This window comes from Herbaspirillum sp. (assembly GCF_017744395.1).
Taxonomy (GTDB): domain Bacteria; phylum Pseudomonadota; class Gammaproteobacteria; order Burkholderiales; family Burkholderiaceae_D; genus Herbaspirillum.
Window position 1 is genome coordinate 494,678 of sequence record NZ_JAGIBI010000001.1, and the last position, 24,063, is coordinate 518,740.

At 65.7% G+C, this 24,063-nt stretch carries 24 protein-coding genes and 1 pseudogene; 18 read left to right on the forward strand and 7 right to left on the reverse strand.

Features of this window, described 5'->3' with window-relative positions; all coding sequences use genetic code 11:
* Positions 1-5: 5 nt before the first annotated feature.
* Positions 6-926, reverse strand: coding sequence for a LysR family transcriptional regulator (locus J7548_RS02275; RefSeq protein ID WP_290969779.1), 921 nt, complete (start codon positions 924-926; stop codon positions 6-8).
* A 186-nt stretch (positions 927-1,112) separates the two neighbouring features.
* On the opposite strand from J7548_RS02275, the gene J7548_RS02280 reads away from it, so the two are divergent.
* The 3 genes from J7548_RS02280 (at position 1,113) to J7548_RS02290 (ending at position 3,406) form a co-directional block, all read left to right on the forward strand.
* Complete coding sequence (locus tag J7548_RS02280) at positions 1,113-1,508, forward strand: DoxX family protein (protein WP_290969782.1); 396 nt, start codon at positions 1,113-1,115, stop codon at positions 1,506-1,508.
* A 111-nt stretch (positions 1,509-1,619) separates the two neighbouring features.
* Positions 1,620-2,480, forward strand: a complete 861-nt coding sequence (locus J7548_RS02285; protein ID WP_290969784.1) for a pirin family protein — start codon at positions 1,620-1,622, stop codon at positions 2,478-2,480.
* Positions 2,481-2,527: 47 nt separating this feature from the next.
* Positions 2,528-3,406 carry a pirin family protein gene (locus tag J7548_RS02290; protein ID WP_290969786.1) on the forward strand — a complete coding sequence of 293 codons (879 nt, stop codon included), beginning with the start codon at positions 2,528-2,530 and terminating at the stop codon, positions 3,404-3,406.
* Between the two features lie 92 nt (positions 3,407-3,498).
* Here J7548_RS02290 and J7548_RS02295 read toward each other — a convergent pair whose 3' ends face one another.
* Positions 3,499-3,789 carry a hypothetical protein gene (locus J7548_RS02295; protein ID WP_290969788.1) on the reverse strand — a complete coding sequence of 97 codons (291 nt, stop codon included), beginning with the start codon at positions 3,787-3,789 and terminating at the stop codon, positions 3,499-3,501.
* A gap of 203 nt (positions 3,790-3,992) precedes the next feature.
* On the opposite strand from J7548_RS02295, the gene J7548_RS02300 reads away from it, so the two are divergent.
* From J7548_RS02300 to J7548_RS02310, 3 genes are all read left to right on the forward strand, one after another.
* Positions 3,993-5,168, forward strand: coding sequence for a class I SAM-dependent methyltransferase (locus J7548_RS02300; protein WP_290969791.1), 1,176 nt, complete (start codon positions 3,993-3,995; stop codon positions 5,166-5,168).
* Between the two features lie 29 nt (positions 5,169-5,197).
* Positions 5,198-5,662, forward strand: coding sequence for a hypothetical protein (locus J7548_RS02305; protein ID WP_290969793.1), 465 nt, complete (start codon positions 5,198-5,200; stop codon positions 5,660-5,662).
* A 93-nt stretch (positions 5,663-5,755) separates the two neighbouring features.
* Positions 5,756-6,190, forward strand: coding sequence for a DUF6196 family protein (locus J7548_RS02310; RefSeq protein WP_290969794.1), 435 nt, complete (start codon positions 5,756-5,758; stop codon positions 6,188-6,190).
* A 3-nt stretch (positions 6,191-6,193) separates the two neighbouring features.
* Here the strand turns inward: J7548_RS02310 and J7548_RS02315 are convergent, their stop codons facing one another.
* Positions 6,194-6,895, reverse strand: coding sequence for a FadR/GntR family transcriptional regulator (locus J7548_RS02315; RefSeq protein WP_290969796.1), 702 nt, complete (start codon positions 6,893-6,895; stop codon positions 6,194-6,196).
* Positions 6,896-7,068: 173 nt separating this feature from the next.
* On the opposite strand from J7548_RS02315, the gene J7548_RS02320 reads away from it, so the two are divergent.
* The 3 genes from J7548_RS02320 to J7548_RS02330 are packed head-to-tail and all read left to right on the forward strand — an operon-like array spanning position 7,069 to position 10,458.
* Positions 7,069-8,103 carry a zinc-binding alcohol dehydrogenase family protein gene (locus J7548_RS02320; RefSeq protein WP_290969799.1) on the forward strand — a complete coding sequence of 345 codons (1,035 nt, stop codon included), beginning with the start codon at positions 7,069-7,071 and terminating at the stop codon, positions 8,101-8,103.
* Positions 8,104-8,112: 9 nt separating this feature from the next.
* Complete coding sequence (locus tag J7548_RS02325) at positions 8,113-9,240, forward strand: mannitol dehydrogenase family protein (protein WP_290969801.1); 1,128 nt, start codon at positions 8,113-8,115, stop codon at positions 9,238-9,240.
* A 27-nt stretch (positions 9,241-9,267) separates the two neighbouring features.
* A complete protein-coding gene (locus tag J7548_RS02330) occupies positions 9,268-10,458 on the forward strand; it encodes an alpha-hydroxy acid oxidase (protein ID WP_290971566.1) in 1,191 nt (396 codons plus the stop codon).
* Between the two features lie 36 nt (positions 10,459-10,494).
* Here the strand turns inward: J7548_RS02330 and J7548_RS02335 are convergent, their stop codons facing one another.
* The 3 genes and pseudogenes from J7548_RS02335 to J7548_RS02345 form a co-directional block, all read right to left on the reverse strand.
* Complete coding sequence (locus tag J7548_RS02335) at positions 10,495-11,886, reverse strand: sensor histidine kinase (RefSeq protein WP_290969804.1); 1,392 nt, start codon at positions 11,884-11,886, stop codon at positions 10,495-10,497.
* The gene (locus J7548_RS02340; RefSeq protein WP_290969807.1) at positions 11,886-12,575 is read right to left on the reverse strand and encodes a response regulator transcription factor; all 690 of its coding nucleotides are present in this window, start codon (positions 12,573-12,575) and stop codon (positions 11,886-11,888) included. The genes J7548_RS02335 and J7548_RS02340 overlap by 1 nt, the downstream gene beginning before the upstream one ends.
* Before the next feature lie 42 nt (positions 12,576-12,617).
* Positions 12,618-13,528, reverse strand: a pseudogene (locus J7548_RS02345) (GNAT family N-acetyltransferase).
* A gap of 270 nt (positions 13,529-13,798) precedes the next feature.
* On the opposite strand from J7548_RS02345, the gene J7548_RS02350 reads away from it, so the two are divergent.
* The 9 genes from J7548_RS02350 (at position 13,799) to rbsD (ending at position 22,807) form a co-directional block, all read left to right on the forward strand.
* A complete protein-coding gene (locus J7548_RS02350) occupies positions 13,799-14,590 on the forward strand; it encodes an ABC transporter ATP-binding protein (RefSeq protein WP_290969810.1) in 792 nt (263 codons plus the stop codon).
* A 28-nt stretch (positions 14,591-14,618) separates the two neighbouring features.
* Complete coding sequence (locus J7548_RS02355; RefSeq protein ID WP_290969813.1) at positions 14,619-15,491, forward strand: ABC transporter permease; 873 nt, start codon at positions 14,619-14,621, stop codon at positions 15,489-15,491.
* 57 nt (positions 15,492-15,548) lie between these two features.
* Positions 15,549-16,571: an ABC transporter substrate-binding protein gene (locus J7548_RS02360; protein ID WP_290971569.1), complete on the forward strand. Its 1,023-nt coding sequence runs from the start codon at positions 15,549-15,551 to the stop codon at positions 16,569-16,571.
* Between the two features lie 261 nt (positions 16,572-16,832).
* Positions 16,833-17,780 (forward strand): sugar ABC transporter substrate-binding protein, encoded by a 948-nt coding sequence (locus J7548_RS02365; protein WP_290969816.1) that lies wholly within the window; start codon positions 16,833-16,835, stop codon positions 17,778-17,780.
* Positions 17,781-17,868: 88 nt separating this feature from the next.
* Positions 17,869-19,434: a sugar ABC transporter ATP-binding protein gene (locus tag J7548_RS02370; protein WP_290969819.1), complete on the forward strand. Its 1,566-nt coding sequence runs from the start codon at positions 17,869-17,871 to the stop codon at positions 19,432-19,434.
* A 49-nt stretch (positions 19,435-19,483) separates the two neighbouring features.
* The gene (locus J7548_RS02375; RefSeq protein WP_290969822.1) at positions 19,484-20,455 is read left to right on the forward strand and encodes an ABC transporter permease; all 972 of its coding nucleotides are present in this window, start codon (positions 19,484-19,486) and stop codon (positions 20,453-20,455) included.
* Positions 20,456-20,477: 22 nt separating this feature from the next.
* Positions 20,478-21,476, forward strand: coding sequence for a LacI family DNA-binding transcriptional regulator (locus J7548_RS02380; RefSeq protein WP_290969825.1), 999 nt, complete (start codon positions 20,478-20,480; stop codon positions 21,474-21,476).
* 13 nt (positions 21,477-21,489) lie between these two features.
* On the forward strand, positions 21,490-22,389 hold the full coding sequence (gene rbsK, locus J7548_RS02385) for a ribokinase (protein WP_290969828.1): 900 nt from the start codon (positions 21,490-21,492) through the stop codon (positions 22,387-22,389).
* 25 nt (positions 22,390-22,414) lie between these two features.
* On the forward strand, positions 22,415-22,807 hold the full coding sequence (rbsD, locus tag J7548_RS02390) for a D-ribose pyranase (RefSeq protein ID WP_290969832.1): 393 nt from the start codon (positions 22,415-22,417) through the stop codon (positions 22,805-22,807).
* Here the strand turns inward: rbsD and prpF are convergent, their stop codons facing one another.
* Complete coding sequence (gene prpF / locus J7548_RS02395; RefSeq protein ID WP_290969834.1) at positions 22,808-23,998, reverse strand: 2-methylaconitate cis-trans isomerase PrpF; 1,191 nt, start codon at positions 23,996-23,998, stop codon at positions 22,808-22,810.
* Positions 23,999-24,063 lie beyond the last annotated feature (65 nt).

The window sequence follows — 24,063 nt, forward strand, 5'->3', positions numbered from 1 at the left end:
GGCAGTCATGACGGCGGCAGCGGCTCCAGCGTCCTGAGTTCAGCCAGCGAATCGAGCCACCACGACAGCGCCGGCCCGGCGCGGTAGTCGGGCTTGTAGACGCATTGCACCGGCAGTTCGGTACCCTGCGGCGGATGATGGATGGTGGCGATGCTGACCAGCCGGCCGGCAGCGAGGTCGTCTTGCACCACGTGCAGCGGCATGTTGCCCCAGCCCATGCCGGCGCGCAGCAGCGCGTGCTTGGTGCCGAGGTCGCTCATGCGCCAGGTCAGCCGCGAATGCACCGAGAAGTCCTGGCGCGCGGTCAACTCGCTGCGGTCCGACAGCACCAGCTGGGTTTGCTGCAGCAGCAGTTTTTCCGATATCCGTCCCTTGACCTGCGCCAGCGGATGGTGCGGCGCCACCACGGCCACCAGCTTGACGCTGGGCAGGGTGATGCGCAGCAGGTTGGGCGGGGTGGTCGGCAAGGTGCCGAGGATGCCCAGCATGGCGCGCCCGTCCAGCACGCGCTCGGCCACTGCGCCCAGCGCCTCGATCTCCAGCCGTACCGTGACCGCCGGGAAGGCATCGCGGAAACGCCGCAGCAAATCCACCAGGCAAGCCGTGGGAAAGAACACGTCGACAGCCAGCGCCACTTCCAGCTCCTGCCCCTTGGCATACGAACTGGCCCGCACCTGCAGCGCATCCACATGGTCCAGCACCTGGCGCGCATCGGCCAGCAGGGCCTGGCCCGCATCGGTCAGTTGCGGCCGGTAGCCGCTGCGGTCGAACAGCATGACGTCCAACTGCTCCTCCAGCGTGGCGATGGCATAGCTGACCGCCGATTGCGCGCGCGCCAGCTTGCGGGCCGCGGCCAGGAAGCTGCCGCTGTCGGCGACCTGGGCGAAGACCCGCAGCTGGTCCAGGGAAAGGCGTTCGATGTTCATGGTGGGCTTCAAACTATATCTAATAATCAGATATTGATTATATAAAGATAATCTGTTTTGTTTGTCGGAGATTTTGCTTATTCTGTCGCTACCGGTTGCAGCAAGACAGGCCACCGGGAAAACCGACAACCGGCGGAACAACACCCCGAAGCGTCGCAAACCAAATCCAATACGGAGAGGAACATCATGATCACCAACATCAACACCTATCGCATCGGCCGCATCCTGCTGGCATCGCTGTTCGTCGTTTCCGGCATCTTCAAGATCCTCGGCTTTTCCGGCACCGTCGGCTACTTCACCAGCCTGGGCCTGCCGGTGCCGACCGTGGCGGTCATCGTGACCATCCTGGTCGAAGTCGGTGGCGGCCTGCTGCTGATGTTCGGCCGCGGCGTCAAGCCGGTGTCGCTGGTGATCGCGCTGTTCACCGTCGGCGCCACGTTGGCGGCCCACCATTTCTGGACCCTGGAAGGCGCCGCCGCCCAGATGCAACTGACCCAGTTCCTGAAGAACCTGTCGCTGATCGGCGCCTTGCTGCTGGTGTCGTCGATCGACCCGGAAGGCCAGCCTGAGCGTCCCCACTAAGACCCGCTCCGGCCGGCGCCCGCAGCAGCGTGGCGCCGGCCGGATGGGCATCGACTTACCCAGGCGGCCGTCCATGTACCCATGAAGCGGACGCACCAAGGAGAAAGCACCATGAATACCCCCTATACCCGCCAGATCGAACGCCTCGTCAACGGCATCCCGACCCAGGATGGCGCCGGCGTCAGCCTCACCCGCGTGCTGACCCATGACCTGCAGCGCCGCCTGGATCCGTTCCTGATGCTGGACGCTTTCCATTCGGACGAGCCCAGCGATTACCTGGCCGGTTTTCCCGACCATCCGCACCGCGGCTTCGAGACCGTGACCTACATGCTGGCCGGCCGCATGCGCCACCGCGACAATGCCGGCAACGAAGGCTTGCTGGAACCGGGCGGCATGCAGTGGATGACCGCCGGCCGCGGACTGGTGCATTCCGAATTGCCGGAACAGGAAAACGGCCTGATGAGCGGTTTCCAGCTGTGGGTCAACCTGGCCGGCCGCGACAAGATGACCGAACCCGGCTACAGCGATATTCCGTCCGCCGGCATTCCCGAGGTGGCGCCGCAGCCCGGCGTGAAAGTGCGCGTGCTGGCCGGCGAGGCCTTCGGCACGGCCGGCGCGATCCGCCGCGAGACCACCGAGCCGCTGTACCTGGATATCGCGCTGGAAGCGGGCGTGGCGATCGATTTGCCGATTCCGGCCACGCACAATGCCTTCCTGTACGTGTACGAAGGCAAGCTGGCGGTCGGGGCCGAGGGCAGCGAGCGCCGCACGGCCGAGGCCGGCCGCATGGCGGTGCTCAGCAATGTCGCCGGTGCCGCGGGCGTGTCGGTGCAGGCGGAGCAGGGCAGCCGCTTCCTGCTGATCGCCGGCAAGCCCTTGAACGAACCCATCGCCCAATGGGGGCCGTTCGTGATGAATACCCGCGAGCAGGTCGAGCAAGCCATCGACGATTTCCGCGCCGGCCGTTTCTGAGGCGGCTTTTACGCGAATCTTCGAATCCGACAATAAAGGAGCACACCATGAGCAACATCCGCCACAAGATCCAGGGCCTGACGCGCGACATCGGTTTCCCGGTCCGCCGCCTGCTGCCGGCCGCCGCCGCCCGCACCGTCGGTCCGTTCGTCTTCTTCGATCACATGGGGCCGGTCGAATTCGATGCCGGCACTACCGAAGGGGATGTCCGCCCGCACCCGCACATCGGCCTGGCGACCGTGACCTACCTGTTTTCCGGCGCCATGATGCACCGCGACAGCCTGGGCGTGGTCCAGCGCATTACGCCGGGCGCGGTGAACTGGATGGCTTCCGGCCGCGGCATCGTCCACTCCGAACGCATCCCCGACGATATCCGCGAGCAGAAGGTGCCGGTGCACGGCCTGCAGATGTGGGTGGCCTTGCCGGCCGATCAGGAAGACGGCGCGCCGCTGTTCCGCCACTATGCTTCCGAAGATATGCCGGTGGCCGAAGTCGGCGGCGCCAAATTGCATGTGCTGGCAGGCTCGGCCTTCGGCGTAACCTCGCCGGTGGCGACCGCCAGCCCGACGCTGTACGTGGCCGCCAGTGTGGAGAATGGCGCTGAGATGGAGATTCCGGCCGCGGTCGCCGAGCGCGCCGTTTATGTGGTCAAGGGCGAGGTCGCGCTGGATGGCGAACGCCTGGAACCCGGCACGCTGGCGATCCTGGAACCGGGCGCGGCAGTTGCGCTCAAGGCCGGCGGCGACACCGTCTTCATGCTGCTGGGCGGCGAACCGCTGGATGGCCCGCGCTTCGTTTGGTGGAATTTCGTTGCCACTTCGAAAGACAAGATCGAGGCCGCCAAGGTCGCCTGGGATGCGCGCGACAAGAGCGTGTTCCCGGATATCCCCGGCGAAACCGAATGGATTCCGTTGCCGGCGCACTGAGCGCCTGCCCACGATCCTTCGTAAAGAAAAACCGCCTGCCGCAGTCGATGCGGCAGGCGGTTTTTTATTGGAATCCGGATTGGGAAAAGGAATTACAGCAAACCGATGATGCGGCCCATCTCGGCGATGTAGGGGCTGTCTTTCAAGACCGCGTTTTCGACGCTGTCGGCGGCCCGGCGCAGCGACTGCCAGGAGTCGCGCACCGCGCCGGTATGCGGTTGCGGCGCCGACAGGTGGGTTTTCAGGCGGGCGATGTCTTCGCGCAACTGCTGCGCATCCGGGCTGTCGGCAGGCTGCTTCTGCAATTCCAGTTCAAATTCGTTCACCATCTGCAGCAGGCGCTGGTGGTCGAAGCGCGGCGTTTCCGCTTGCTGGTCGCTCATGTCATCTCCTTCGGTCGTTGGCCTGTCTCCATCATAGCCAGAATGTGCCGGCGCCGGCGAAAAAGCTGCCGCGAGTTTGTCCGGCATCAATTGGTCTGCGCCTGCAAAAGCAAGTTCCACAAGCGCGGCGCCGGCGCGCTTTGTTACACTGGCGGCTGTTTCCGGCGCGGCAAGCGCCGCGCCGATATCCCGATTGCCGATCAATGACCATTTCCCAAGATTTTCCTCCCCATATCGCATGGCAGGCCGACGGTGCGCAGCACACGCTGCCCTGGCATTCGGAAGCCGGCAATGCGCCGCCCAAGCGCGTGCAGGAGGCGGATGACCAGATTCCCGCCGATACCGCCTACAAGCTGGCCTGCGAAGGCACCGGCCTGCTGTGGCGAGGCGACTTCCAGAATGCGCGCCAGTTGCTCCAAGCCTTGGGGCGCCGCATCGACCGTGCGCGTGAGCGTGCCGAAGCGAAGAAGAAGGGGGCCGACAAGGGAACGGCAGAGCAGCCGGCCCAGGCCTTCCACCACCATCGGCAGATGCAGGCGCAGCGCGCGCGCATCCTTGGCATGCTGCTGATCCCGCTCGATGCCGGTTTCAGCATTCCGCTGCGGCGCGCGCCCGATGTGCGAGACGCTTGCGCCGAAGCTTATGGCCCGCAACTGGGCAAGCAGCCGTTCGCGGTATCGCTGCGTGAACTGCAGGGCCTGATCGGCGCCCATGAGTGGCGCAAGAAGGGTGTCGAGATCAACGCGCTGGGCGCGCGCATCCATCCGTACTACGGCGTGTTCTCCCCGGTGCGGGGCGAATATGTCGACCTGGTGGCGCAGGCGCCGCTGCCGTCGGCTGAACTGGCTTTCGATATCGGCGTGGGCAGCGGCGTGCTGTCGGCGATGCTGGCGCGGCGCGGCGTGCGCAAGGTGGTGGCCACCGACATGGATGAGCGGGCGCTGGCATGCGCGCGTGAGAACCTGCAGGGACTGGGTTTGCTGGCGCAGGTGGAGTTGCGCAAGGCCGACCTGTTTCCCGAAGGCCGGGCGCCGCTGATCGTCTGCAACCCGCCCTGGCTGCCGGCGCGCCCCAGTTCGCCGATCGAGTACGCGGTCTACGATCCCGACAGCCGCATGCTGCTCAGTTTCCTCAACGGCCTGGCCGAACATCTGGCGCCGGGCGGCGAGGGCTGGCTGATCATGTCCGATTTCGCCGAACACCTGGGTTTGCGCGCGCCGACCATGCTGGCCGAGGCGATCGCCGCCGCCGGCCTCGAAGTGGCGGGCCGCATCGACACCAAGCCGCGCCACGGCAAGGCTGCCGACCGCGACGATCCCTTGCATGCGGCGCGCAGCAAGGAAACCACTTCGCTGTGGCGCCTCAAGGCGCGCGCCTGAATATCTCCGTCGAACCAAGGGAGCAGACGATGAACGCCAATGCCATCCATGCCGTATTCCTGCGCTGCGCAGCCCTCGCGCTGGCAGTGAGCTGCACTGCACCGTCATGGGCGCAGGGCGTGACCACACGCGATCTTGGCGGCAGCTACGGCACGCAGCAGCATGGTATTCCGGTGCCGGTGCCGATTCCCGTGCCGGATCCGTTGAACCGCAACCAGCAACTGAACGAACCGATCACCACTTCGGGCAATAGCTGCACCTGCCAGGTAGCCCAGGCCAGCGGCAGCGCCTGCATGATTTTCCTGCGCACCAATGCGGCCGACTGGATCGCCAGGAATGCGCCGCAGACCGCCATGCGCTCCTCGGCCGGCGGCCGTTTCTACGACGCGCCGTTCAGCCTCGCGGCGAGCGCCTGCGCCGGCCGCAAGGTGTCGCCGAGCGGCATCAAGGTGCATTGGCTGGATCGCGGCAATGCGATCCTGGAATGGAAATGAGCGGAGCGCATCTCATCTTCGCTTGAGATGCGCCGCAGGCTGCTGGCGCCTATTTACGACTTTTCGAGTTACCGACCCATTTTCGGAATAAGCATGGTTGATATTTCACGTGAGACCGTCGAGCAAACTGAGCGTCGCCTCCGACGCGTCATCACCGAGGCGCGCCTGCGGATATACCCCGGCACGTATGCATTCGTTGAATTTCCGCTGGATCAATTTCCAGGCGCCGCGCGAGCTGACGCACTTGCCCTGGTGCGGGACGACAACGTATGGAGCCAGCTTGTTCCGAGCGACGGTGCGCACAAGGAACAGTTCGGCATCTTTCGGTTTCACTTCCCGGCAGGCGCGGACAATAGCGGTTTCGTCGGCTGGCTGGCCACGCATCTCAAGAACCGATTTGGCACCGGCGTATTTGTGACATGCGGACAAAACTCCGCAGATGGCGGTATCTTCGATTACTGGGGCGTGCCCGAAGTGCTGGCAGACGAAGTGTTTGATGAGATCAAGCGGCTCGTTCAGGGAGTCTAGCGCCTAGGTATGGGCCGCACAGCGCTCCAGCGACAGCCGCAAATGCCGCTGCATGGCCGCCTGCGCCTGGATCGGATCATGCGCTTCCAGCGCTTCCAGGATGGCCTGGTGCTCGACCAGCGCGGTCAGCCAGGTATGGGTATTTTCAAAGTGGCCGAACAGCTTGGCCGGCAGCGGCGCGTGGCGCGCGTCATAGTAGTTTTCCACGGTGCGCACCAGCACTTCGTTGCCGGTCATCTGGGCGATCGCCACGTGGAAGGCGCGATCGGTGGCGATGGGGATGTGGCCGGCATGCGCTTCGCGCGCCATGGTCTCGTAGATCGCCCTTAGCCCCTTGAGCGAACGGGCCGTGCAAAACGGCGCCACGCTGGCGGCGATGGCGCCTTCCAATACTGCGCGGGCGTTCATGATGTCGATCAGGCTATCCCCAAGCTCCCCGAGTTCGGCCGGCGCCGCGGCGGCGTCCCGGTGCGCCGGCGCGCACACGTAGACGCCCGATCCCTGCCGTATTTCCACCAATCCTTCCAGTTCCAGCACCACCAGCGCTTCGCGCACCGACGGACGAGACACGCCGAGCTGCTCGGCCAGCGCGCGCTCGGCCGGCAGGCGGCCGCCGGGCGCGAAGTCGGGCTGGGCGAGCAGGGCGCGCACCTTGTCGGCGATTTGCAGGTAGAGGCGGCGGGTTTCGGGGGCTTTGGCAAGCACGCGGGCTCCAGGAAGGGCGGAAATGGCTGCGATTGTAAAACAAAAATTGGCTTGACCACTTTGGCGTATTCTATTATTTTCCTGCAATTGGTAAGGCCACTGAATGTGGTTTCGCACATTTGCCGCTCCCGCCAATTTCCATCCATTTTTGTCATTTCCAACCGGAGACCCCCATGGCATCCACCATGAAAACCGTCATCTGCGCGCAGCCGCACCAACTGGTCGTGTCCGAGCGCCCGATTCCCGCCGCCGGCCCGGGCGACGTGCTGGTGCGCGTCAAGCGCATCGGCGTGTGCGGCACCGATTTGCATATCTTCACCGGCAACCAGCCCTACCTGTCCTATCCCCGCGTGATGGGCCACGAACTGGCCGGCATCGCCGAGACGGCACCGGCCGGCGCGCGCGTGAAGGCGGGCGACGCCGTGTACGTGATGCCATACCTGTCGTGCGGCGCCTGCATCGCCTGCCGCGCCGGCAAGACCAATTGCTGCACCAACATCAAGGTGCTGGGCGTGCATACCGACGGCGGCATGGCTGAATACCTGGCCGTGCCGCAGGAGTTCGTGTTCAACGCCAACGGCATTTCGCTGGACCAGGCGGCGATGATCGAATTTCTCGCCATCGGCGCGCATGCTGTGGCGCGTGCCGATGTGGCCGCCGGCGCGCGCGTGCTGGTGGTCGGCGCCGGCCCGATCGGCATGGCCGCGCTGATTTTCGCCAAGCTGCGTGGGGCGCCGGTGGCGATGCTCGATGCCCGTGCCGACCGCCTGGCGGTGTGCGCCAAGTCGCTCGGCGCCGATCTGACCGTCACGCTCGACACCAGCGGCGGGAACGCCGACGCCAAGGAGCTGCTGGACTGGACCGGCGGCGAGGCCTTCGACGCCGTATTCGACGCCACCGGCAATCCGAAGGCGATGGAACGCGGCCTGGAGTTCGTCGCGCACGGCGGCAAATACGTGCTGATTTCCATCGTCAATGCGCGCATCAGCTTCTTCGATCCGGATTTCCACAAGCGCGAGACCACGCTGCTGGCCAGCCGCAACGCCACGCCGGCCGACTTCGAGACGGTGCTCGACGCCATGCGTGCCGGCAAGATCCCGACCGATGTCCTGAATACCCACAAGCTCGACCTGGCGACCCTGCCGGAGACTTTCCCCAAATTGCTGGAACCCGACGCCGGTGTGATCAAGGCGCTGGTGGTCTGCTGAAGGGCGGGCATGGGCAATCCTATCCTGCAATTCGGCACCAGCCGGTTCCTGCAAGCGCACGCCGACCTGTTCGTGTCCGAGGCGCTTGACGCCGGCCGCGCGCTGGGCCGCATCACGGTGGTCCAGACCACCTCCAACCCCGACAGCCGCGCCCGCATCGACGCCTTGCGCGCGCAGGGCAGCTATCCGGTGCGCGTGCGCGGCAGGCAGCGCAACGCCACGATAGACCGCACGCAGACCTGCCGCGCCATCGCTGAGGCGCTTGACGCCAATACCGATTGGGAACGGGTGCGGGCCGCCTTCATCGATGCCCGGGTGGTGATTTCCAACACCGGGGACCGCGGCTACCAGTGTTTCGAGGAAGACGGCGCGGCGGCGCTGTTGCCCGGCGCGCCGCCGCCGCGCGGCTTCGTCGCCAAGCTGGCGGTGCTGCTCAAGGCGCGCTTCGATGCCGGCGCGGCGCCGCTGACGCTGCTGCCTTGCGAACTGGTCACGCACAATGGCGACGTGTTGCGCGCGCTGGTGGCGGAGCTTGCGCGCCAATGGGGGCTGGGCGACGCGTTCGCACATTACGTCGAGCACGGATGCATCTGGGTCAATTCGCTGGTCGACCGCATCGTGTCCGAACCGATCCAGCCGGTGGGCGCCGTGGCCGAACCGTACGCGCTGTGGGCCATCGAACGGCGCGCCGGCATGGTGCTGCCTTGCGAGCATGAGGCCATGGTCGTCACCGACGATCTCGAGCATTACGTACAGCTGAAGCTGCTGCTGCTCAACCTGGGCCACAGCTACCTGGCGGAGCGCTGGCTGCTGCTGCGGCGCCGGGCCGACGAGAACACGCTGCAGGCGATGGGCGACCCGCTGCTGCGCGATGCGCTGGAAGCGGTGTGGCGCGACGAAGTGCTGCCGGTATTCGATGCGCTGGGCAAAGGCGCGGATGCGCGCGCCTACCTGGAGGATGTGCGCGAGCGCTTCCAGAATCCCTTCCTCGACCACCGCCTGGCCGACATCGCGCGCGACCATGAGCAAAAGAAGGAACGCCGCTTCGGCGCCGTGATCAAGCTGGCCGGGGAACTGAAGCTGGACTTGCCGCAGTCCGCGCTGCGCGCCGCGCTGGCGTCGGGCGCGGGCGCTTGAAACTTGTCAATATGGGGGTGTGATTTGCTGCAACGCCGTTTGTACACCGGGCGCGACATGGCGCGCGTGCAAAGTATCGAAGAACTGCGCGCCATCGCGCGCAAGCGGGTGCCCAATTTCTGTTTCGAATACGTCGAGGGCGGTTCTGAAGAGGAGGCCAGCCTGCGCCGCAACCGGGAAGTATTTTCCGACATTTCCTTCCTGCCGCGCACACTGGTCGACGTGAAGACGCGCAACCAGGGCATTTCGCTGTTCGGCCAACGCAGCGCCTCGCCGTTCATGATCGGCCCGACCGGCTTCAGCGGCCTGCTCAGCCGCGAAGGCGACGTCTCCATGGCCAAGGCCGCCGCCGCCGCGGGAGTGCCGTTCGTGCTGACCAACGTCTCGACCACGTCGGTGGAAAACGTCGTCAAGCGCGCCGGCGGGCGGATCTGGATGCAGGTCTACATGTACCGCACGCGCGCTTTCGTCGAAAAGGTCGCGCAGCGCGCCCGCGATGCCGGCGTCGAAACGCTGGTGCTGACCACCGACAGCGCCGTCTACGGCAAGCGCGAATGGGACGTGCGCAATTTTTCCTCGCCGATGTCGCTGGACTGGCGCAACAAGATCGACGTGCTCAGGCACCCGCGCTGGATAGTCGACATCCTTTACCCGAACGGCTTCCCGCATTTCGCCAACCTGGGCGACCTGCTGCCGCCGGGGCAGACCAGCGTGCGCGGCGCGGCTTCCTCGATCCTGGGGCAGCAGCTCGATCCTTCGCTGTCGTGGCGGGATGTGGAATGGCTGCGCGATATCTGGAAGGGCAAGCTGGTCATCAAGGGCATCATGACGGCGCAGGATGCCGAGCGCGCCGTGGCCGTGGGCGCCGACGGCATCGTGCTGTCCAACCATGGCGGCCGCCAGCTCGACAGCGCGCTGTCGCCGATGGACGTGCTGCCGGAAGTGGCGGCGGCGGTGAACAAGCGCCTGGCGGTGATGCTGGACGGCGGTTTCAGGCGCGGCGCCGACGTGGTCAAGGCCGTCGCCCTGGGCGCCGATGCCGTGCTGCTGGGGCGCGCCACCACCTACGGCCTGGCGGCCGGCGGCCAGGCCGGCGCGGCGCGCGCGCTGGAAATCATGCGCAGCGAGGTCGACCGCGTGCTGGGCTTGCTGGGTTGTCCTGACATCGCGCAAGTGGACCGCAGCTATCTGCGCAGCCAGCGCTTCGGTATTTCCTGACGCGCCGGCATGGCCCGTACCCGGTTGCGGGCCGTGTCAGCCGTCGCGCAACTCGGGGAAACTCAACACCACCATAAAGCTGCCGTCGCTGCCGTCGTCGAAGCGCAAGGCGCCGCCGTGCGCGCGCATCACTTCCTCGACGATCGACAGGCCCAGGCTGGCGCCGACGCGTCCGCCGCTGCGCGGGGAGAACGGCTTGCGGATGCGTTCGCGGTCGGCGGCGGGGATGCCGGGGCCGTCGTCGATGACGTACAGGGAAACCTGCCCGCCGGCATGCTCCAGCCGCACGTGCAGGAAACTGCGCGCGCCATATTGCAGGGCGTTGCCCAGCACGTTCTTGACCGCTTCGCGCAGGCTGATGGCGTCGCCCATGATGGTGCAGGGCGCGTCCGGCGCGTCCAGGGCGACATCCAGGTCGCGCTCCTGGTGCGACAGCATGTCGGCCATTTCCTGGCGCACCAGCAGCGCCAGGTCGATGCGCTCGGGCGCGACGGAGTCGCTGCGGTGCTGCACCATCGCATGGTTGATCAGCTGGTTCACCAGCGCGCCCAGGTGGCGGGTGCGTTCGCTCAGGCGCTGCAGGTGGCGCTGGCGGCCGGCCTCGTCGCTTTGCGCCGACAGCAGTTCCATCTGCGCCACCAGCGCCGTGACCGGCGTGCGCAACTGGTGGGCGGCGTCGCCGATCACGCGCCGCATGGTGGCGCGGTGCACCGCCAGCCGCTGCATGAAGGCATTGATGGCCGAGACCAGCGCATGCGTTTCGGCCGGCACGGTCAGGTTCAGCGGCGAGAGGTCGTTGAGGTCGCGTTCGCGGATGGCGGCTTCGATGCGCTTCAGCGGCGCCAGCGCCTGGTACAGCGTGAACATGGCCGCCACCAGCGTCAGCACGCTCATGGCGATGATCACCAGCAGCGCCTTGCTGCCCAGGCTTTGGGCGAACGACATGCGGGCATTGGTGGTCTGGGCCAGCACGATCACCGCCCACGGGTGCGGGCCGGCGACCGGCATGCGGCGGCCGATGATGGCCATGCGCACCGGCGTGCCCAGGTATTGGCCGTCGCGCAGCAGCGGGCCATGTTCCAGTTCATTCCAGGGGATGTCGGGGCGGAAATCGCCATCGCCGGCGATCACCCGGCCTTGCGGGTCGAACACCACGTAGATCGAATGGTCGCCGGTGCCCAGCATCGACAGCGCCGCCAGCGGCACGTCGACGTTGACGGCGCCGTTCTCGTACCAGGTGTTTTCGGCGATCTGCAGCGCGCTGCCGGAAAGGATGCGGTCGTAGGCCTGGTTGGCCGCCAGCTGGGTCGAGATCCAGATGGCGATCAGCAGGGCGGCGGCGCTGATGGCCAGCACCGCGCCCATGCGGGTGACCAGCCGGACATAGAGCGAACGTCCGGCGACGACGTGCTGCGCGCGCGGTTGCATCAGTGCAGCGCGCCGCCGTCGGCCGGCGCATGCAGCACCAGCTGGTAGCCCAGGCCGCGCAGGGTGCGGATCTCGAAGGCGGCGCCGGCCAGCTTCTTGCGCAGGCGCGCCACGTATTGCTCGACGGTGTTGGCGTTGGGCGTGTCGTCCACCGTGAACAGGCGATCCATCAGTTCGTCCTTGTTGAAGATGCGCCCCGGGCGGGCGGCGATGATCTCCAGCAGCGTCACCTCGCGCCGGGTCAGATCGATCGGCGCGCCGTCCAGCGTGGCGCTGCGGCTCTTGCGGTCGATGCTGACGTTGGCGCAGTGGATCAGGTTGGTGGACTCGCCGCCGCTGCGGCGCAGCAGCACGCGGATGCGCGCATCCAGCTCGCGGAAGTCGAAGGGCTTGATCAGGTAGTCGTCGGCGCCCAGGTCGAGCGCGCGCACGCGTTCCTCGATCTCGGCGCAGGCGGTCAGCATCAGCACCGGGGTTTTCTGGCCGCGCCCGCGCAATTGCTCCAGCAGCGAAAAGCCGTCCTGCTGCGGCAGCATGACGTCCAGGATCACCAGGTCGTAGGACTCGGCCATGCGGCGGCCGGCGGCGGCGCCGTTGCTTTCCCATTCCACGGTGTGGCCGATGCGGGCGAGGTGGGACACGATGGCCTCGGCCACGTCAGAGGTATCTTCGACCAGCAGGATACGCATGGGTTGTCTCCGGTTTGTTGCGACGCCGCAGCCGTGGCCGATTTACAGATGGAAATCGCCCGCGGCTTCCGGCTGGTAAAGCACTTTCTCGATGCCGATACGGCAGGTCCGGCCCGGGATCCGCCAGTCGATGGTATCGCCTTCCTTGTAGCCCAGGATCGCGGTGCGACGCCGGAGAAAATCGACAGTTTTCCGGCGCTGCCGTCGGCGTCTTGCGGATAGACCAGGTCCACTTCCATTTCCTCGTCGTCCAGGTGCAGCAAGGCCCTTGAGTTCATCGTGACCACATCCCGCGCCACCTGCCGCGCATCGACGACCGTGGCCCGCTCGATCTCGTACTCCAGGTCGACCACATCCGGGCCTTGCTCCAGCATGACCAGGTCCCTGAGCCGGGCCTGGTCGATTTCCGTGATGTAGATATCGGAAGGGCCGCCCGCGGCGCCTTCGCGCAGGAGCTGGAGATAACGCACCGAGCTCATGGCGAACGACTTCAGCGTGGGCGTTTCGCTGTCGAGCAGGAAACCGCAGCGCAGGAAGGCATTCAGCGAGCGTGTGTTGTCCGCGTGGATCTTGGCGATGATTTTCTCGGCCCGCATGTCGAAGAAGGCCAGTTTCATGCCTTCGCGCAGGGCGCTGGCGCCGAGCTTCCGGCCCCAGTTGTCGCGGTTGCCGATGACCAGGACGATCTCGCAGTCCGGCCCCGTCTTGACGAGGCGGACGAAGCCCACCGGCACGTCATGCCGGTCGTAGGCCATGAAGAAGCGGCCGCCCTGGTTGAACAGGTGGGTCAGGATCGGCAACTGGACGCGGCCGATGACTTGTTCGATGAAGCGGGAGACATTGCGCGAATCGCTCAGGTAGCGGATGACGCTTTCGTCTTCCAGCCAGTCCATCAGATTCAACGCGTTTGCCCGGGTGATCTCGGGGCACAGAGAAATGAAAGGCTTGCTCATTTTCACCACACTAGGTTGCAAGAATAAAAGCCTTTCATGGCTGCGGCCATGACGGTTCTTTCGACAGAACGCGCTATTTTAATGCAGAGGGCGCCAGCGGGGGAGTCCGATGTCCCGAATGCAACATCTTGCGTGCCACGGACAGGCGGCCGCTTCCTGAACTGCGAGCTTGCCGGGGCAAAGAATCCGGCTGTCAGAATTTAGTCAGATTCGTTACAGCTTCGCGCCCTAGCATTGCCGTCAACCATTAAAAACAAACTGGAGACCTGCATGAGCAATGCTGCCCATGGCGCGCCGGCCATCGATCCGTCCCGTCCGCTGCTGGAAATCGACAACGTCACCCTGCAATACAAGACCAGCGATGCGCTGGTGACCGCGACCCAGCAAGTCAGCTTCAACGTCCATCCGTCCGACCGCTACATCCTGCTCGGCCCCTCGGGCTGCGGCAAGTCGACGCTGCTGAAGGCCATCGGCGGCTACCTGCAGCCGACTTCGGGCGCGATCCGCCTGAAGGGGCGCGAGGTGCACGAACCCGGTCCGGACCGCATGATGGTGTTCCAGGAGTTCGACCAGTTGCTGCCCTGGAAGACCGTGCGCCAGAACGTCGAATTCGCGCTCAACGCCAGCGGCCGCCTGCATGGCAAGGAAGCGGCCGACCGTGCGGCGTACTACATCGAGAAGGTCGGCCTGGCCAAGTTCATCGACAGCTACCCGCACATGCTCTCGGGCGGCATGAAGCAGCGCGTGTCGATCGCGCGCGGCATGGCGATGGAGCCGGACGTGCTGCTGATGGACGAACCCTTCGCCGCGCTGGACGCGCTCACGCGCCGCAAGATGCAGGACGAGCTGCTGCGCCTGTGGGACGACACCCGTTTCACCGTGCTGTTCGTGACGCACTCGATCGAGGAAGCGATCCGCGTCGGCACCCGCATCCTGCTGCTGACGCCGCACCCCGGCCAGGTGCGCGCCGAACTGAACAGCATCGCGCCGGAACAGATGGGCACCGCGGCCCAGGCCGAGCTCGAAACCCGCATCAACGACATGCTGTTCGCCCACCACTAATCGGCGCGGCCACAGCCAGGAGACATACATGAACAACAACACCTTGCCCTTCGTCCGCCCGGAAATCGTGGTGGAACCCAACCGCAACGCCACCGCTGAAGTGCAGCGCCCGCTGTCGGCTTTCGAGTCGCTGTACCGCATGGGCTGGCTGCGCAAGACCGCGATCCTGCTGGTGCTGGCGGTGATCTGGGAAATCTACGGCCGCTGGCTGGACAACGCGCTGCTGTTCCCCAGCTTCAGCGAAACCCTGGCAGCTTTCCTGGACGGCCTGGGCAGCGGCGTGCTGCTGCAGCGCGCCGCGGTGTCGATGCAGACGCTGCTGGTGGGCTACGGCCTTGGCATCCTGCTGGCGGGCCTGCTGACGACGGTCGCCATCAGCTCGCGCATCGGCAACGACCTGCTGGAAACCCTGACTTCGATGTTCAACCCGCTGCCCGCCATCGCCTTGCTGCCGCTGGCGCTGATCTGGTTCGGCCTGGGCACCGGCAGCATCATCTTCGTGCTGGTGCACTCGGTGCTGTGGGCCGTGGCGTTGAATACCCACGGCGGTTTCCGCGCGGTCTCCAATACCTTGCGCATGGTGGGGCAGAACTACGGCCTGCGCCGTTTCTCGCTGGTCAAATCGATCCTGATTCCGGCCGCCTTCCCGAGCATCCTGACCGGCCTCAAGGTGGGCTGGGCCTTCGCCTGGCGTACCCTGATCGCCGCCGAGCTGGTGTTCGGCGTGTCTTCCGGCTCGGGCGGCCTGGGCTGGTACATCTTCGAAAACCGCAACCAGCTGGAAACCGCCAACGTGTTCTCGGGCCTGTTCTTCGTGATCATGATCGGCCTGGTCGTGGAAAACCTGATCTTCGCCCAGATCGAGAAGCGCACCATCCGCCGCTGGGGCATGCAGCACTGAGCCTCCAAGGCCGCCCAAGATACCGATAAACTTCCGATAATGAAGGAGACGACAATGATGAACCGCCGCATTTTTTCCCGCATGATGATCGCCGCCACGCTGGCGCTGCCGATGGTTGCCGCAACCGGCACCGCCCGCGCCGAGGCGACCGAGGTGCGCCTCTCGCACGGCTACGGCCTGCTGTACTTGCCGCTGATGGTGATCCGCGACCAAGGCCTGGTCGAGAAGCACGCCAAGGCGCTCGGCCTGGGCGACGTCAAGACCAAGTGGGTGCTGCTCGATGGCGGCAACGTGATCAACGACGCCATGCTGGCGGGCAATCTCGACATCGCCGGTACCGGCGCCCCCGGTTTCGTGACACTGTGGTCCAAGGCGCGCGGCATCCCGCGTTCGGAAGTGGTGGGCCTGGGCGCGTTGTCGACCTCGCCGCTGTGGCTCAACACCAATAACCCCAACGTCAAGTCCCTGAAGGATTTCACCGCCAAGGACAAGATCGCCATCCCCGGCATCAAGACCTCGCTGTCGGCCGTGCTGCTGCAGATGGCCGCGGCCAAGACTTTCGGCATCGAGAACTACGCCAAGCTGGACCCGCTGACGGTCGGCCTGTCGCATCCGGAAGCCATGGGCTCGCTGCTGTCGGGCAAGACCGAGATCACCGCCCACTTCACTTCGCCGCCGTTCTCCTACCAGGAAGCCAAGGAGCCGCGCATCACCCGCGTGCTCAATACTTCCGACGTGCTGGGCCACATCACCATGGACGTGGTGTTCTCGCTGAAGTCGTTTACCGAGAAGAACCCCAAGCTGACCCAGGCCTTCATGGCGGCGCAGGAAGAAGCCAACGCCTACATCGCCAAGAACCGCAAGGGCGCGGCCGAGACCTTCCTGCGCGTGTCGAAGATGAAGCTGCCGCAGGCGGAAGTGGAGCAGATGCTGGCCGACCCCGGCACCGAGTTCTCGACCACGCCGGTGGACATCATGCAATACGTGCTGTTCATGAGCAAAGCCGGCACCATCAAGACCAAGCCGGCGGTATGGAACGAGATGTTCGTGCCGGCGTTCAAGGATCGCAAGGGCAGTTGATTTGCCGGCCTGCTGTCTGGGCGCATCTGAAAAAGGCTTCCTGAGGGAAGCCTTTTTCATGGGCGTTTCCTGCCGGCCGATACGAAAAAATCCCTGGAGCGGCGGTATTCCCGCGTCGGGGTATTGCCAGGCAATGTGCAAATGCAGCTTGTCCGTCGATATTTTTTGGTGCTATTCTTTGCTGCGCGCAAACGTTTGCGCACCCATTAACGGTAATCAACATCGTTGAAAAGCCGATAACACCAGAATATGGAGACATGAATGAAAAATCTGACCCGCCGCCAATTCGCGCTCGCCGCATTGCTCGCATGCTCGGTACTGCCCGCCGCCGTCATGGCGCAGACGCCGGCCAAACCCAAGGTCGCGCTGGTGATGAAATCGCTGGCCAACGAATTTTTCCTGAACATGGAAAACGGCGCGCGCGAACACCAGAAGGCGCATGCCAGCCAGTACGACCTGATCGCCAACGGCATCAAGGACGAACAGGACACCGCCAACCAGATCAAGATCATCGAACAGATGATCGTCTCCAAGGTCAACGCGCTGGTGATTGCGCCGGCCGACTCCAAGGCCCTGGTGCCGGTGGTGAAGAAGGCGATCGACGCCGGCATCATCGTGGTCAACATCGACAACAAGCTCGATGATGCGGCGCTCAAGGAGAAGGGTATCAGTGTGCCTTTCGTCGGCCCGGATAACCGCAAGGGCGCCAAGCTGGCCGGCGACTATCTCGGCAAGCAACTGAAGAAGGGCGACAAGGTCGCCATCATCGAAGGCGTGTCGACCACCGTCAACGCGCAGCAGCGCACGCTGGGCTTCCAGGATGCGATGAAGGAAGTCGGCGCCAACGTCGTGACCGTGCAGTCGGGCCAATGGGAAATCGACCAGGGCAACAAGGTGGCCGCTTCCATCCTCAACGCCCATCCTGACATCAAGGCCATCCTGGCCGGCAACGACAACATGGCGCTGGGCGCGGTGGCCGCGATCCGCGCCGCCGGCAAGGCCGGCAAGGTGCTGCTGGTGGGTTACGACAACATCAACGCCATCAAGCCGATGCTTAAGGATGGCCGCGTGCTGGCGACCGTCGACCAGTTCGCCTCGCAGCAGGCCGTGAACGGCATCGAAATCGCCTTGAAGGCGGTGACCGAGAAAAAGTCGCAGAGCAGCCTGGGCGGCATCGTCGAGACCAAGGTTTCGCTGATCACCAAGTAAGCAGCCTTGCTTTGACTTGATTTGCGGATGGCCGGTGCCCGAATTGTGGCGCCGGCTGCCCGCCATGTTCCAACCAGCACCGCCGCCCATGTCGCCAACCGATTCCCCATCTCAAACTACTCCCTTGCTGGTCCTGTCGGGCATCGGCAAGAGCTACGCTACGCCGGTGCTGGAAGGCATCGACCTGCAACTGCGCGCCGGCCAGGTGCTGGCGCTGACCGGCGAAAACGGCGCCGGCAAGAGCACCTTGTCCAAGATCGTGTGCGGCCTGGTCGAGGCCAGCGCCGGCCGGATGTCGCTGGACGGCCAGCCCTACGCGCCAGGCTCGCGCACCGAGGCCGAAGCGCTGGGCATCCGCATGGTGATGCAGGAGCTCAACCTCATTCCCACGCTCAGCATCGCCGAAAACCTGTTCCTGGAAAAGCTGCCGCAGCGTTTCGGCTGGATCGACCGCAAGAAGCTGGCCGCCGCCGCGCAAGTGCAGATGGAAGCGGTCGGCCTGGGCGAGCTCGACCCGTGGACGCCGGTGGGCGAACTGGGCCTGGGCCACCAGCAGATGGTGGAGATCGCGCGCAACCTGATCGGCAGCTGCCGCTGCCTGGTGCTGGACGAGCCTACCGCCATGCTGACCAGCCGCGAGGTGGAGCTGCTGTTCTCGCGCATCGAAAAGCTGCGCGCCGAGGGCGTGGCCATCATCTATATTTCGCACCGGCTGGAAGAACTCAAGCGCATCGCCGACCGCATCGTGGTGCTGCGCGACGGCCGCCTGGTATGCGACGAGGACATCACCCGCCACAGCACCGAGCAATTGGTGCAGATGATGGCCGGCGAGCTGACCAAGGTCGACCTCGATACCGAACATCGCCGCATCGGCGCGCCGCTGCTCAAGGTGCGCGGGCTGGGCCGCAGCGGCGCCGTGCAGCCGGCCAGCTTCGACCTGCACAGCGGGGAGATCCTCGGCGTGGCCGGGCTGATCGGCTCCGGCCGCACCGAATTGCTGCGCCTGATCTTCGGCGCCGACCGCGCCGACAGCGGCGAAGTCTTCATCGGCGACGCCGCGCGCGCAGCCGACCTGCGCAGCCCCAGGCATGCGGTCAGGACCGGCATCGCCATGGTCACGGAAGATCGCAAGGGGCAGGGCCTGCTGCTGCCGCAATCGATCAGCGTCAACACTTCGCTGGCCGACCTGGGGCGCGTCAGCCGCGCCGGCGTGCTCGATCATGACGCCGAAGACGGCGCCGCGCGCGAATTCGTCGGCAAGCTGCGTATCCGCTCCAACCATGTCGGCCAGGCGGCCGGCGAGCTGTCCGGCGGCAACCAGCAGAAAGTCGTGATTGCGCGCTGGCTGTACCGCGATTGCCCGGTGATGCTGTTCGACGAACCAACGCGCGGCATCGATATCGGCGCCAAGGCCGATATCTACAAGCTGTTCGCCGAACTGTCAGCGCAGGGCAAGGGGCTGCTGGTGGTGTCCAGCGACCTGCGCGAGCTGATGCAAATCTGCGACCGTATCGCCGTCATGAGCGCCGGGCGCATCGTCGAGACCTTTGCCCGTACCGACTGGTCGCAGGAACGCATCCTGGCCGCGGCCTTCAGCGGCTACGTGGGCCGGCAGGAAGCCGGCGCCGCCGAGCATGCCGGGAACGCTGCCTGAGGCGCAGGCTTCTTCTTTACCAGTACAGAACAACACAGAGAACCGAAACATGTCGACTTCGTCCAACCGCCGCCAGACCGCACTGGCCGGCTTCAAGAACTACACCGGACTGGTCATCGCGCTGCTGGCGATGTGCGCGATGTTCGCCTTCCTGAGCGAGAACTTCCTGTCCGCCGCCACCTTCATCACGCTGTCCAACGACATCCCGCCGCTGGTGGTGATGGCGGTGGGCATGACCTTCATCCTGATCATCGGCGGCATCGACCTGTCGGTCGGCTCGGTGATGGCGCTGGCGGCCTCGATACTGTCCATGGCCATGGTGCGCTGGGGCTGGCCGCTGTACGCCGCCGCGCCCCTGGGCGTGGTGGTGGCCGCCGCTTGCGGCACGGTGACCGGGATGATCTCGGTGCACTGGCGCATCCCATCCTTCATCGTCTCGCTGGGCGTGCTGGAAATCGCCCGCGGGCTGGCCTACCAGGTCACCAATTCGCGCACCGAATACATCGGCAGCGCGGTCGACGTGGTCAGCTCGCCGATCCTGCTGGGCATGTCGCCAGCCTTCCTGTCGGCCATCGCCATCGTGGTGGCGGCGCACCTGGTGCTGACCCGCACCGTGCTGGGCCGCTACTGGATCGGCATCGGCACCAACCAGGAGGCGGTGCGGCTGTCGGGCGTGAACCCCAATCCCAGCAAGGTGCTGGCCTTCGCCCTGATGGGCGCGTTCGCCGGCATCGCCGCGCTGTTCCAGGTCTCGCGCCTGGAGGCGGCCGATCCCAACGGCGGCGTCGGCATGGAGCTGCAGGTCATCGCGGCGGTGGTGATCGGCGGCACCAGCCTGATGGGCGGACGCGGCTCCATCATCAGCACCTTCATCGGCGTGCTGATCATCTCGGTGCTGGAGGCCGGCCTGGCGCAGATCGGCGTTTCCGAACCGATGAAGCGTATCATCACGGGCGCAGTCATCGTCGCAGCGGTGATCCTCGACACCTATCGCCGTCGCGGCGAGCGCAACGGCCGCTAAGCGCCGGGCATCTGAATTTGTTATGGCAACCATCAAGGACGTCGCACGGCTGGCCGGGGTTTCCTTCACCACGGTCTCGCACGTGCTCAACGAGACGCGGCCGGTCAGCCCCGAGGCGCGCCAGCGCGTGCTCAGCGCGGTCGAAGAGCTGGCCTACGTGCCCAGCGCGCTGGCGCGTTCGCTCAAGAGCAAGGTGACCGGCAGTATCGGCCTGATCATCCCCAACAATACCAACCCATATTTCTCGGAGCTGGCGCGCGGCATCGAAGACTTCTGCTACGGCGCCGGCTACAGCGTCATCCTGTGCAACTCCGACGACGATGCCGACAAGCAGAACGACTACCTGCAGGTGCTGCTGACCAAGCGCTGCGACGGCCTGATCATCGCCACCCTGACGCAGACCGACCACGCGCTGCTGGGCCGGCTGAAAATCCCCACCGTGCTGCTGGACCGCGCGCCCAAGGAACTGAAGATCGACCTGGTCAGCACCGACAACGTACAGGGCGGCCGCTTGGCGGCGCAGCACCTGCTGGCCCTGAAGCGCCGGCGCCTGGCCTGCATCGCCGGGCCGCGCGGGCTGGCGCTGTCGGACGAACGCGTTGGCGGCTTTCGCGACAGCGTCGAGCAGCAGGGCGCCCGGCTGGCACCGGCGGCCGTGCTGCATGCCGACTTCACCAGCATCGGCGGCTACCGCGCGGCGATGCAGCTATTGCAGGCGCAGCCGGCGCCGGACGCCATCTTCTGCTGCAACGACCTGATGGCTATCGGCGTGCTGCGCGCGGCCGGGGAGCTTGGCATCGCCGTACCGGAGGCGCTGTCGGTGGTCGGCTTCGACGATATCGAACTGGCCCAGTTCGTGCATCCGCCGCTGACCACGGTGGCGCAGAACACGCGCCAACTCGGCAACCTGACCGCGCAATGCCTGCTGGAACGCATTGCCGATCCCAAACGCCCCATCCGGCGCGAAACGGTCGCGCCGCAATTGCAAGTCAGGGGCTCGACAGCCCCGCTTTTGAAATGAGTACTCAAACACCATGATCGTCATCATCGGCAGCATCAACATGGATCTGGTCTTGCGCGTGCCGCGCATGCCCATGCCCGGCGAAACCCTGGCCGGCGGCAAGTTCATGACCATTCCCGGCGGCAAGGGCGCCAACCAGGCCGTGGCCTGCGCGCGCCTGTGCCAGGAAGGCACGCCGGTCGCCATGGTCGCCTGCCTGGGCGGGGACGCCTTCGGCAGCCAGATGCGCGCCTCGATTGTCGCCAACGGCATCGATGACCGCTACATCGCCGACATCGCCGACGAAGCCACCGGCATCGCTTCCATCCTGGTCGACGACCGGGCCCAGAACAGCATCGTCCTGGCCGCCGGCGCCAATGGCCGCCTGGACGTGGCCCAGCTGGAACGGGCGCGCGAACTGATCGCCTCGGCTTCCATCGTGCTGCTGCAACTGGAAGTGCCGATGCCGGTCGTCGCGCACGCCGTCGACATGGCGCATGCGCTGGGCAAGACCGTGGTGCTCAATCCCGCGCCGGCGCAAGCCTTGCCGGCGGGGATGCTGGAGAAGATCGACTACCTCATCCTGAACGAGATCGAGGCGGCGATGCTGGCGGAAGAGGAATCCGACGACATCCCCATGCTGGCGGCGAAGCTGCGCTCGCGCGGCGCCCGCAACGTGGTGGTGACCTTGGGCGAGAAGGGCGTATACGGCCACTTCGAGCGGGCCGGCGCGCGCCATCTGGATGCGCAGGCGGTCAAGGCGGTCGATACGACCGCCGCCGGCGACACCTTCATCGGCGGCTTCATCGCCGCGCTTAATGCCGGCCGCGACGAGTTCACCGCCATCGTCTATGGCCAGGCTGCCGCCGCCATCAGCGTCACCCGCACCGGCGCCCAGACCTCCATCCCGACGCGCGACGAAGTGCGCCTGTAAGCTGCCGTATCACCAAGGAAAAAACATGAAGAAAACACCGCTGCTCAATGCCGCCATCTCGCAAGTGATCGCTTCCATGGGGCATGGCGACACGCTCGTCATCGGCGATGCCGGCTTGCCTGCGCCCGCCGGCGTACCGGTGATCGACCTGGCGCTGACGCCGGGTATTCCCGGTTTCATGGATACGCTCAAGACCATCCTGGCCGAACTGCAAGTGGAGCATCACGTGCTGGCGCAGGAACTGGCGCAGCGCAGCCCGGCATTGGCCGCGCAGATCGGGGCACTGGGATTGCCGGGGACGCAGCTGGTGCCGCATGAAGAATTCAAGCAGCGCACGCGCCAGGCGCGCGCTTTCATCCGTACCGGCGAGTGCACGCCTTACGCCAACATCATCCTGTCTTCCGGCGTGGTGTTCTGATCAGAACGCGTCGCCCGGCACCCGCACCCAGCCCTCCATCAATACCCGCGCGCTGCGGCTCATGATGGCCTTGGTCACTACCCACTGTCCGTTTTCCAGCTTGGCCTCGGCGCCTACCCGCAGCGTGCCGGAGGGATGGCCGAAGCGCACGTTGTTGCGCTCGCCGCCGCCCGCCGCCAGGTTCACCAGCGTGCCGGGGATCGCCGCGGCGGTGCCGATGGCGACGGCGGCGGTGCCCATCATCGCGTGGTGCAGCTTGCCCATCGACAGGGCGCGCACCAGTACGTCAGTGTCCTTGGTCGTGACCGGCTTGCCGCTGGAGGAGATGTAATCCTTCGGCCTGGCCACGAACGCCACCTTGGGCGTGTGCTGGCGGGTGGCGGCTTCTTCCACCTTGGAAATCAGGCCCATGCGGATGGCGCCGTGCGCGCGGATAGTCTCGAAGCGCGCCAGCGCGGCCGGGTCGCCGTTGATGGCGTCCTGCAGTTCGGTGCCGGTGTAGCCGATGTCTTCGGCGTTGAGGAAGATGGTGGGGATGCCGGCATTGATCATGGTGGCCTGGAAGCTGCCCACGCCTGGCACTTCCAGCGTATCGACCACGTTCCCGGTCGGGAACATGGCGCCGCCGGCGCCTTCTTCGTCGGCGGCCGGATCCATGAATTCCAGTTGCACTTCGGCGGCCGGGAAGGTCACGCCGTCCAGTTCGAAGTCGCCAGTCTCCTGCACCTGGCCGTTGACGATGGGGACGTGGGCGACGATGGTCTTGCCGATATTGGCCTGCCAGATGCGCACCACGGCAATGCCGTTCTGCGGCACTTTATCGGCTGCGACCAACCCGGCGGCGATGGCGAACGGGCCGACCGCGGCCGACAGGTTGCCGCAGTTGCCGCTCCAGTCGACGAAGTCCTTGTCGATCGAGACCTGGCCGAACAGGTAGTCGACGTCATGGCCGGGGCGGGCGCTCTTGGAAATGATCACCGTCTTGCTGGTGCTGGAAGTGGCGCCGCCCATGCCGTCGATCTGCTTGCCGTAGGGATCGGGGCTGCCGATCACGCGCTGCAGCAGCTTGTCGCGCGCGCGGCCCGGTACCCGGGCGGCTTCAGGCAGGTCGTCCAGCTTGAAGAACACGCCCTTGCTGGTGCCGCCGCGCAGGTAGGTGGCGGGGATGCGGATCTGGGGGGCTTGGCTCATGCTTGCATTCCTTTTCTTTTTGCCCGTTCGGGCTGAGTAGCCGCTTTAGCGGCGTATCGAAGCCA